General features: G+C 42.7%; 9 protein-coding genes. 4 read left to right on the forward strand and 5 right to left on the reverse strand.

Features of this window, described 5'->3' with window-relative positions; all coding sequences use genetic code 11:
* The 3 genes from ACTHTA_RS10945 to ACTHTA_RS10955 form a co-directional block, all read left to right on the forward strand.
* A partial coding sequence (locus tag ACTHTA_RS10945; protein WP_440376375.1) for a YadA family autotransporter adhesin occupies positions 1-927 on the forward strand: 927 nt, incomplete at its 5' end.
* A gap of 78 nt (positions 928-1,005) precedes the next feature.
* A complete protein-coding gene (locus ACTHTA_RS10950; RefSeq protein WP_003684686.1) occupies positions 1,006-2,583 on the forward strand; it encodes a hypothetical protein in 1,578 nt (525 codons plus the stop codon).
* A gap of 14 nt (positions 2,584-2,597) precedes the next feature.
* Positions 2,598-4,529 carry a UDP-glucose:protein N-beta-glucosyltransferase gene (locus ACTHTA_RS10955; RefSeq protein ID WP_003684688.1) on the forward strand — a complete coding sequence of 644 codons (1,932 nt, stop codon included), beginning with the start codon at positions 2,598-2,600 and terminating at the stop codon, positions 4,527-4,529.
* A gap of 199 nt (positions 4,530-4,728) precedes the next feature.
* On the opposite strand, the gene ACTHTA_RS10960 is transcribed toward ACTHTA_RS10955, so the two are convergent.
* Together ACTHTA_RS10960 and pyk are read right to left on the reverse strand one after the other, a co-directional pair.
* Positions 4,729-4,971 (reverse strand): hypothetical protein, encoded by a 243-nt coding sequence (locus ACTHTA_RS10960; RefSeq protein ID WP_003684687.1) that lies wholly within the window; start codon positions 4,969-4,971, stop codon positions 4,729-4,731.
* 20 nt (positions 4,972-4,991) lie between these two features.
* Positions 4,992-6,464 (reverse strand): pyruvate kinase, encoded by a 1,473-nt coding sequence (pyk, locus tag ACTHTA_RS10965; protein ID WP_308888461.1) that lies wholly within the window; start codon positions 6,462-6,464, stop codon positions 4,992-4,994.
* Positions 6,465-6,677: 213 nt separating this feature from the next.
* Here pyk and ACTHTA_RS10970 point away from each other — a divergent pair, with 213 nt between their 5' ends.
* Positions 6,678-7,181: a hypothetical protein gene (locus tag ACTHTA_RS10970; protein WP_049350905.1), complete on the forward strand. Its 504-nt coding sequence runs from the start codon at positions 6,678-6,680 to the stop codon at positions 7,179-7,181.
* A gap of 65 nt (positions 7,182-7,246) precedes the next feature.
* Here the strand turns inward: ACTHTA_RS10970 and ACTHTA_RS10975 are convergent, their stop codons facing one another.
* The 3 genes from ACTHTA_RS10975 to ACTHTA_RS10985 all read right to left on the reverse strand — a co-directional run bounded on the left by ACTHTA_RS10975 (position 7,247) and on the right by ACTHTA_RS10985 (position 9,200).
* Positions 7,247-7,372: a hypothetical protein gene (locus ACTHTA_RS10975; protein ID WP_440364530.1), complete on the reverse strand. Its 126-nt coding sequence runs from the start codon at positions 7,370-7,372 to the stop codon at positions 7,247-7,249.
* Between the two features lie 23 nt (positions 7,373-7,395).
* A complete protein-coding gene (locus tag ACTHTA_RS10980) occupies positions 7,396-8,259 on the reverse strand; it encodes a GNAT family N-acetyltransferase (protein WP_070747706.1) in 864 nt (287 codons plus the stop codon).
* Between the two features lie 275 nt (positions 8,260-8,534).
* Positions 8,535-9,200 (reverse strand): hypothetical protein, encoded by a 666-nt coding sequence (locus ACTHTA_RS10985; RefSeq protein ID WP_308888459.1) that lies wholly within the window; start codon positions 9,198-9,200, stop codon positions 8,535-8,537.
* Positions 9,201-9,463: the final 263 nt, after the last annotated feature.

The following is a 9,463-nucleotide window of genomic DNA, read 5'->3' on the forward strand; positions in this document are numbered from 1 at the left end:
GCAGATGCTAAAGCAGTAGCGGCAGATGCTAAAGCAGTAGCGGCAGATGCTAAAGCAGTAGCGGCAGATACCAAAGCCGGTAAAGCGGCAGAAGCGGCTCAAGCAGCAGATGCTAAAGCGGTAGCAGCTGATACCAAAGCAGGTAAAGCAGCAGAAGCAGCTCAAGCAGCAGATGCTAAAGCAGTAGCGGCAGATACCAAAGCCGGTAAAGCGGCAACAGATGCAGCTAATGCATTGACTACAGCAAATGGCATTGATGGCAAAGTGTCAAAAGCGCTTCAAGCTGTTGATAAAGGTTGGACTTTACAGACTGAACCTGGAACAGAAACCACCATCAACGCAGCAAATAATGTTGTTAGATTTAAAGCAGGCGATAATATTAAGATCAGTCAAACTGGTGGCAATATTACTGTAGCATTAACTAATGACATTAACGTAACTAAAGTGACTGCAGGAACTGTAGTTGCGGGCAACTTGACTGCGAAAAATGCAACCTTAGGTGGCGCTGGTCATACTGTTAAAGTTGAAAACGGTACAAACGTTGATATGGGCGGTAACCAAATCCACAATGTGGGAGATGGTGTTAAAGATTCTGATGCCGCAACTGTAGGTCAGTTGAATCGTGCATTAGATCAGGTCGCAGGAAGTCCGGCTAAGATCAATGAGTTAAACAACCGTGTAGATAAGATGAACAAGGAAATGCGTGGTTACGCTGCTAATGCAATGGCAGTAACAGCATTGCCTCAAGTTTATACTGCCGGTGACTCAATGATTAGTGCTGCTGTAGGTTCTCAAGGTGGTGCAGCTTCCGTTGCTGTGGGCTACTCACGCGCATCGGATAACGGAAAAGTTGTTATCAAATTGAATATGGCAGCAAGCAGCAGTGGCGAAAAAGGCGTTGCGGCAGGTGTTGGTTACAAATGGTAATCAATAGCTAATTGTAAACGCTAATCTAAATAAAATCGTGAGAGTGTAAGCTCTCACGATTTTTATCAGGTTTTTCTTATGGAAAATACACAAACTTCTTTTGAAACTACTGAAAAAATGACCGCACTTTTGTTATGCGATCCTACTTTTTTGAGTAATTTTGATAAAAATTACATAGCCAATTTAAACAAAATAAACTGGACGCCGGAAATGGGAGAGCCTCATCAATTACATGGGCTGCCTTCCAATCATTTCGATATTATTTTGGTTGATGAAACTTACAGTCTTAATTACAGCAGTTTTATTTGCTGTCTGAGGGTTTTGAAGAATAACGGTATTATTGTAATGCCGAAAAAGTGTCATCTCCAATTTGATAAATTCAAGAAAAGAGTGGCTGAGTTTGTAGAAATCTTTCCCTCTTCGGATGAGATCCCAATCTTAATACTTTCGAAAGTGGTTCAGAATAAAAGCTATGAGGTATATGAACAAGAACTTTCTTATTTTTTAGAAACTAGAGCATTTGATATGGCACTGCAATGGATTGATAAAATGGAAATATTATCTCCCTTTGCCATAGAGCCTATTATGTACCGTTGCAATATTTATCAAACCTTAGGATTAGTTGAAGGGGTTGAAGCAAGTTGGGCTTCTTTTCAACAACGCTTTAATCATCAAGGTATTGAAATATATAAGGCATTGTCTGTTATCACGGCTGGAGATTATTGCAAAGGTTTTAAAATGCGCCAACCTTTGGTGTCTGATGCACGTAGAACCAAAACTCCCCCTAAAGCTGTACATCAAATAAAAAAATGGCAAGGGCAAAATTTATTGGGAAAACATTTTGTTATTTGGACTGAATTCGGTCTGGGTGATGAGTTGATGTTTGCTCAATTAGCTTATGCACTAAAAAAACAACTTAATGTAAGAAAAATCACACTCATTGCACAAACTCCCGTTGTGAAATTATTGAAGAGTCATCTGGATATTGATGTCGTGATTGATAGTAAAAAGATCGATCTTGAGCTGGATGATAGTTTTGATTATTGGAGTTTTCCACATGATATCATGGCATATATTGATCTTCCTTTTTATCAAATTGTGAAGCGTCATCCTTATCTTTTTATCGATCAGCAAAGTATTGATAATGCAAAAAAGAAAATTTCACAAATGCCTGATAAATTGAATATTGGGATTGTTTGGCGAGGAAATCCCACCCATGAAAATGATGCTTTTCGTTCTATTCACCAACCTGAACTTTTAAGACTCTTATTTGATATAGAAGGGGCTAATTGGTATTGCTTACAGAAAGAATGCAATCTTGAAGAAAAAAAATTATTAGCTGAATATCAGATTCCAAATTTAGCCAAAAATGCAAAAACCTTATGGGAAACAGCTACTTATTTAGTTAATTTAGATTATCTTGTGACGGTGGATACATCAGTTGCGCATTTGGCCGGTGCTTTAGGAGTGAAAACATTGTTACTTTTGCCTTTTATTGGCGATTGGCGTTGGGGATATGGAAGTGGAAACAATTTATGGTATCCAAATATTACCTCTATTCGGATTGATAGTCTGACGTCATCGTTTGAAAAGGTTATTCATGAAGTAGGGATACACTTAAACGTATTAATACATAATCATTTAACACGTAATTAGCTATAGGAGCTAGGATGAATAAAAAAGCCACTGCTGAACAAGCTGAGGTGATTTCGCCGAATATTGAATTGTTAGAACAAGCGGTAGAACAAAAAGACTATGAACGAGCTTGTAGCATTTTATTAGCTATTTTAACTGAGCTAGATGACAATTTTGGGCTTTTAGGTCAGATTGAGTTTTCTTATCCTGAACAATATCAAGCGGAAACGCTTGATATGGATCTTGTCGTCTATTTTTGCCACAGAATGGCGAATGTCATTACAAAACTATTTACTGATCAAGAACTTACCATTTCAGATATCGGTATGCAGCGTTTTTTCTCATTCCAACGTTGGATGGCGATGATTTTTGCAAGCTCAAGTTATATTAATGCTGATCATATCTTACAGGTTTATAACAAAAATCCGGTTCCTGGCTCTTTGGAAGTTGAGCTTGAGTCTAATCGCGACTCCTTAGTGAAGTTTTGCATTATGTATTTTCCGGAGTCTAACCTAAATCTTAATTTAGATATGCTGTGGAATATTGCGCCTGATGTTTGTGCTTCACTTTGCTTTGCATTGCAATCAGGGCGCTTTATTGGTACGCCTGCTGCGTTTTCAAAGCGCGCTGCGATTTTACAATGGTTCCCTGAAAAGCTTGCCACATTATCTGATTTAAATTCTGTACCTAATAGTATTTGTCATGATGTGTATATGCATTGCAGCTATGATGTTGCACCAAATAAACATGATGTAAAAAAAGCCTTAAACACAGTGATTCGCCGAAATCATTTCTTATGTGGCTGGAAAGATCTTGATGTTTCTCAAATTGGTTATCGAGATGGAAAACCGGTAATGGTTGTTATCTTGGAACATTTCAACATGGCACACTCTATTTACCGAACTCACTCAACATCCATGATTGCTGCGCGTGAACATTTTTATTTAATTGGTATTGGGAGTGAGCGAATCGATGAACAGGGACGAGCTGTTTTTGATGAGTTCGTTTTATCTCCTCATGACGATCATATATATAGTAGAATGGGGCTTGTTCGTGATATTTGTGAAAAAAATCAAGCTGCAATCTTATATATGCCGTCTATTGGTATGGATTTGTTATCTATCTTCCTCAGCAATACCCGTGTTGCGCCAATTCAAGCCATTGCGTTAGGTCATCCGGCAACAACATATTCTGACTTCATTGAATATGTTGTGGTTGAAGATGATTATGTTGGCTCTGAAGATTGTTTTAGTGAGACTCTTTTACGTCTTCCAAAAGATGCGTTGCCTTATGTTCCATCAGCCTTTGCACCGACCAATGTGGAATATGTGTTACGTGAGAATCCGGCAGTTATCAATATTGGTATTGCAGCGACTACGATGAAATTAAATCCGTATTTCTTGGAAATATTAAGGATTATCAGAGATAAAGCAGCGGTGAAAATACATTTTCATTTTATGCTGGGACAATCATATGGTATTACGCATCCATATGTAGCTCGTTTTATTAAATCGTATTTAGGAGATGATGCGACGGCACATCAGCAAACGCCTTACCAAGAATATCTTGGCCTCATTAAGGATTGTGACATGATGTTAAATCCACTTCCGTTCGGCAATACTAATGGCATTATTGATATGGTCACCATGGGATTGGTAGGTATCTGTAAAACCGGAGCGGAAGTACACGAACACATTGATGAAGGTTTATTCCGTCGTTTAGGTTTGCCGGATTGGCTGATTGCAAATACGATTGATGAATATATTGAGCGCGCTATTCGTTTGGCTGAAAATCATGAAGAACGTTTAGCGTTGCGTCATCAAATTATCAAAAATAACGGGTTAAATACTTTATTCTCAGGTAATCCACGTCCAATGGGAGAGGTTTTCTTGAAGAAATTAAAAGCATGGGCGAAAAAGAACGGCGTGAAAATTAAGCCTAAAAGAAAAACTAAAAAGCCTGCCTAAGGTTTATTTTTAATAAAAATAGAGACCATATTTGCTTAGAAAATCTTGGTGTTTTATTAAATTTAAGTGCGGTTGAAATTCATCTTCTTTTTTAACCGCACTTTTTTATTCATCGTGGCAATCTTTTTTCATACTAACACCTAATAAAAAAGGCTTAACCTTCAGTGGGTTAAGCCTTTTTCTTTGGAATAAAAGAAGATTATTCTACTTTTAATTGTTTGCCGTCATAGCTCATTGTTTGAACAGATGTTAACGCTTTGCCGCCTTCTGTTTCACCGCCGATGAGCAATACTTTGTTGTCATAAGACACGGAAAATTTCAATAGGGATTTTAAGGTTTTTAATCGGTTAAATCTTTGTGCAACTGCTACATAATACCGGTTTTTTACATAACAAATATCCAAAATACAAAAAAGCAGGCTGAAGGCAGCCTGCTTTTCCACTTAGTAAAACATTGATTCGATTATTTGACTTGCAGCACTTCCAATGTGTTGGTCGAACCGGATTCACGCATTTTCGAGCCGCTGGTAATGATGTATTGGTCGCCAGAACACAGAATTTGGTGTTCGATCAACACAGCTTCCACTTCGTTCAGCGCAGTATCGTGGTCGGTACTGGTCGCCAAAATCATCGGACGCACGCCGCGATACATCGCCATGCGGCGTTGTGCGGAAATGCTCGGGGTCAGGGCGAAAATCGGCAAAGTGATGTTGTGGCGGCTGATTTCGAAGGCGGTTGAGCCGCTTTCGGTCAGGGCGACAATCGCTTTGGCGTGAACTGCGCGCGCTACGGTAACCGCGCCGCGGGCAATCGCCAAGTTGGTGCTGAGAGGATCTTGGAATTCAACTGGCTCGATAACGCCATTGAGGGAGTCCTGCTCTTTTTCGGCCGCCGCACAAATAACCGCCATTTGGCTGACCGTTTCAAACGGATACGCACCCACCGCAGTTTCAGCGGAACACATTACCGCATCGGTACCGTCCAATACCGCATTGGCCACGTCGCTCACTTCGGCACGGGTCGGTACGGGATTCGTAATCATGGATTCCATCATTTGGGTCGCGGTAATGCTGAAGCGGCGCAACTCACGGGCGCGGCGGATCATGCGTTTTTGCAGGGCAGGAACGGCGGCATGACCGACTTCCACTGCCAAGTCGCCGCGGGCAACCATAATACCGTCGCTGGCGAGGATGATTTCGTCTAGATTTTCAATGGCTTCTACGCGCTCGATTTTGGAAACCAAACCGGGACGTACGGCTGTACTGCCTTTCATTTCTTCCTCGACTTTGGCGCGTGCGATGTGCAGATCTTCAGCAGATTTCACAAAGCTGATGGCCAAGTAGTCGCAACCGATGGCAATCGCCGTTTTCAGGTCACGGAAGTCTTTTTCGGTCAACGCACCGGCAGACAGGCCGCCACCGCGTTTATTGATACCTTTATTACTTTTCAGCACATGGCTGTTTTCAACTCTTGTAATAATCCTACTTCCTTCAACCGCCTCAACAGTCAAGGTCAACAGGCCGTCATCCAGCCACAAAACATCACCGGCAACGACGTCATTCGGCAAATCACGGTAGTCCAAACCCACCGCTTCGCGTGTGCCTTCGCCTTCAAGCGCGGCATCCAAAATTAAGGTTTCATCTTTATTCAGCTCGATGCTGCCGCCGGCAATTTTGCCGACACGGATTTTCGGGCCTTGCAAGTCGGCAAGAATAGCCACTTCCTGACCTGCGCGTTTCGCAGCTTCGCGCACGATGCGGGCATTTTCTTCATGGAACTCCGGAGTACCGTGACTGAAATTGAAACGGACGACATTAAGACCGCCGACACGGATCATGTCTTCCAACAATTGCACATTGTTGCTGCCCGGACCCAATGTGGCGACAATTTTGGTATTGTGACTGATACGGGTTAAATCACGTTGCAATTCGCTCATGTAAACGTCCTTTCCTGTTGATTCCACGTTTGATAATGAAAAAGATTGTACTCTCAATGCAATAATGTTGGCGTAAAATTACATGATTTTCTGACTTAAACTAAATTTATTTTTGCATTAACCTACTTTTCTATCGGATACAATACACTCTCACGTCGTCATTTTTGATTTTCAGACGGCCTCCCTCATACTAATAGAATACTCAACTGATCCATGAAACGTTTTTTGACTCCGCTACCCATCGGCATCGTTTTGGCCGACCTAATCTACGGTTTCGTACTCAATGTCATGCAAGGCTTAAATTTGCAACAAACCGCCTCCAACCAATCTGGTACCATTTCCGTCACACCCGACATTGCCTTCAACAGCCTGCAAATCGTCGCCAACGGCGGCATGGTCTGCATCATCGGCTTCGGTTTGATTGTTTTGTTCCAACTCAACCGCGCTGTATTACGCCAACAAATCCTGCCCATCGGTATTTTCCGAACCCTCGGCCTGTTGGCTGTTTTGGCATTCAGCATTTCGTCTTTATGGGAATGGTTGCATGCCGCTTTGTCGCTGCTTTCCGGGCACAATGTTTTAAACTTCAGCAACCCGCGTTATCTGGTTACCGCAGCCTGTATGCCCATCATCGCTTTCTTGTGCATCTTGCGCCTGTACAATTGGTATCGCCTGCATCGGACTGTTGCCGCTGACGACACCTCCACGACCCTCTAATCAAGCTGCAAAAAGGCCGTCTGAAACAGGAAAACCTATTTCAGACGGCCTTGTCATTGTATGTCTCAACGTTGATGGCTGGTTTCTACGCCGGCCTTAATCTCACCATACATTTGCGATCTGCCTCCGCTGCCTGATGCGCAGGCCGCCAAACTCAGTGTCAAAACAGCCGCAGTCAAAATCTTCAACATTGAATTCCCTCTTTCTACAAAAATTATTTCGGGTCGCAACGGAAATGGTAAGCGCAGATTTCAAATCCGTTTTTGAAGTAGAGACGATGGGCATTGGCACGGTCATGGTTCACATGGACATTCAGATGGATTTTGGTCGCGCCGGTTTCCGCACCGATTTTACGTACTTCTTCCAACAAGCGAGAAGCATAGCCTTTTTGGCGGCATTGCGGCATGGTTACGAGATCATCAATATGGATATGGTAACCGCTGGCCAAGTTATGTGCAGTATGGAAACCGCATACGGCTACGGCATTTTGTTTGCCTTCTTCAAAAATACCCAGCAGACGGTAGCCGGTTTTGCGCTGATGCTCGTTGATTTGTTCGACAAAACGGTGAATATCGGTCAACGATGAACGCAGAACACTCAAGGCCGCAAAAGCAGTTGCAGTTTCTTCCGGCTGAATTTCACGCAATACGCCGACCACAGGTGCGGCAGCTTGTGGCTCAGGCTGCACATTGGCCGCTTCCGCACGCTCGGCGGCATGTTTTTCTTCAATCGCCTGCGCCAACAAAACGCGCTCGACCGGCACTTCGCCCTGCTGTTTGCTCTCTTGTTCTTTAAGCAAGGCTTTGCAGTCAATCACGCGCAAATCATTATCCGCCGCAAAGTCCATCAAGAAACGGAACATTTGCGGATTGTCTTCTTCCAACTTTTTATCGACCGCCACACAACGGACATTATCCACCAAAATCGGACGCACCCAATTCGAATAGGAAAGGCGGTTGTCTTTAGTGAAGGAAGACAAAATACCGCACAGGCGCTCCGCCCAGTCGCTTGGTCGGAAAATCTTGCCTTTGCTGGTCGTACCATGGATCACAACTTCATAAGGATTACACACTAACATAAGCAGCTTCCTGAGAGTAAATGGCTGAAGGAATATTTCGCCAGTGCCAACATCAGAAAAAGTTCCGATACATAGCAACAGATTATTGAAAAAATATCAGTAAGGTTTTGAAATACGACAATGATGAGACGGCTTGCCGATCCTGACAATCCGTTTCGAATTCTTTGATTATTATACCCGATACGCCTCTTTTTCTTCAAAAATCATTTGAAAAATAACAATAGACCGTCTGAAAACAAGTATTTCTGTTTCAGACGGCCTGCATATTTTAAATATCAATACAACAATTTCTTGCGGGGCTTTTGCTCGCCACTGGATTTAATTTCTGACAAATTGAAATTCAGTATGCTCAAATCCAAAACACTTTCAGAAGTGCATTGATCGCCAAAGGCATTTTCATAAGTGGCCTTCAGTTTCAACACGCCGCCAAATGTCTGGTCCGGCAATTCGGCAGCCAGCGCCAACATGCTTGCAAACACGCCGCCATACAATTCGCCCGATGCCAGAATATCCACACCGCCGGAAAACATCTCCAAGCGCATAACCGCATCGGCGACCAGCTTGCTCGGCAAGTTATCCGGCAAAGACTCTACCTCAAAACGCACATTCTTCGCCAAGCCCTTACCGCTATTGCGGACAATCAAAACCAATAAATCCGTTTGACCGTCAGAACGCTGCAACGTCGCATGCAAAACAGGATGAATGCTCTCTTTTTGAATCAGCTGCTCACGATGCAATATCTTGCTTTTTGCTTTGGATCGCGCAGAGACGACAGCCCAAATCAACCAAACCAATGCAACGGCAGAAATGGCAGTGACCAAAAGGGGAAGGTTGGTCAAATAGGCTTGCTGATTAAACCAAACTTGTGCTGCCAAAAATCCGGCAAAGAAAATCAAGACGTATAAAATTGGGGCAAACCGGCTTTGTATGGATGAGTGCATAAGTTTTCCTACATTTCGTGTCGTGTTATAAAAAATAATGCCTTTTGAGCAAATGATGTCATTAACTCAGAAGGCATTATTTTAACGTAATTTGCTTAATATCTTGCTTTTTATGAAACTGATATATCAAGCAGACAACTCAAACCGCACAGCTGTGTTTTCAGACGGCCTGAGAGTTTTATCAGGTGTAGGAAAACGTTGCGTTGTTTACACCACAGGTTGAGAATGAAGCCTACAAGACCTCAAACGGCGTATCGCCGTTC

Source organism: Neisseria sp. P0013.S005 (assembly GCF_051958425.1).
Classification (GTDB): Bacteria; Pseudomonadota; Gammaproteobacteria; order Burkholderiales; family Neisseriaceae; genus Neisseria; species Neisseria subflava.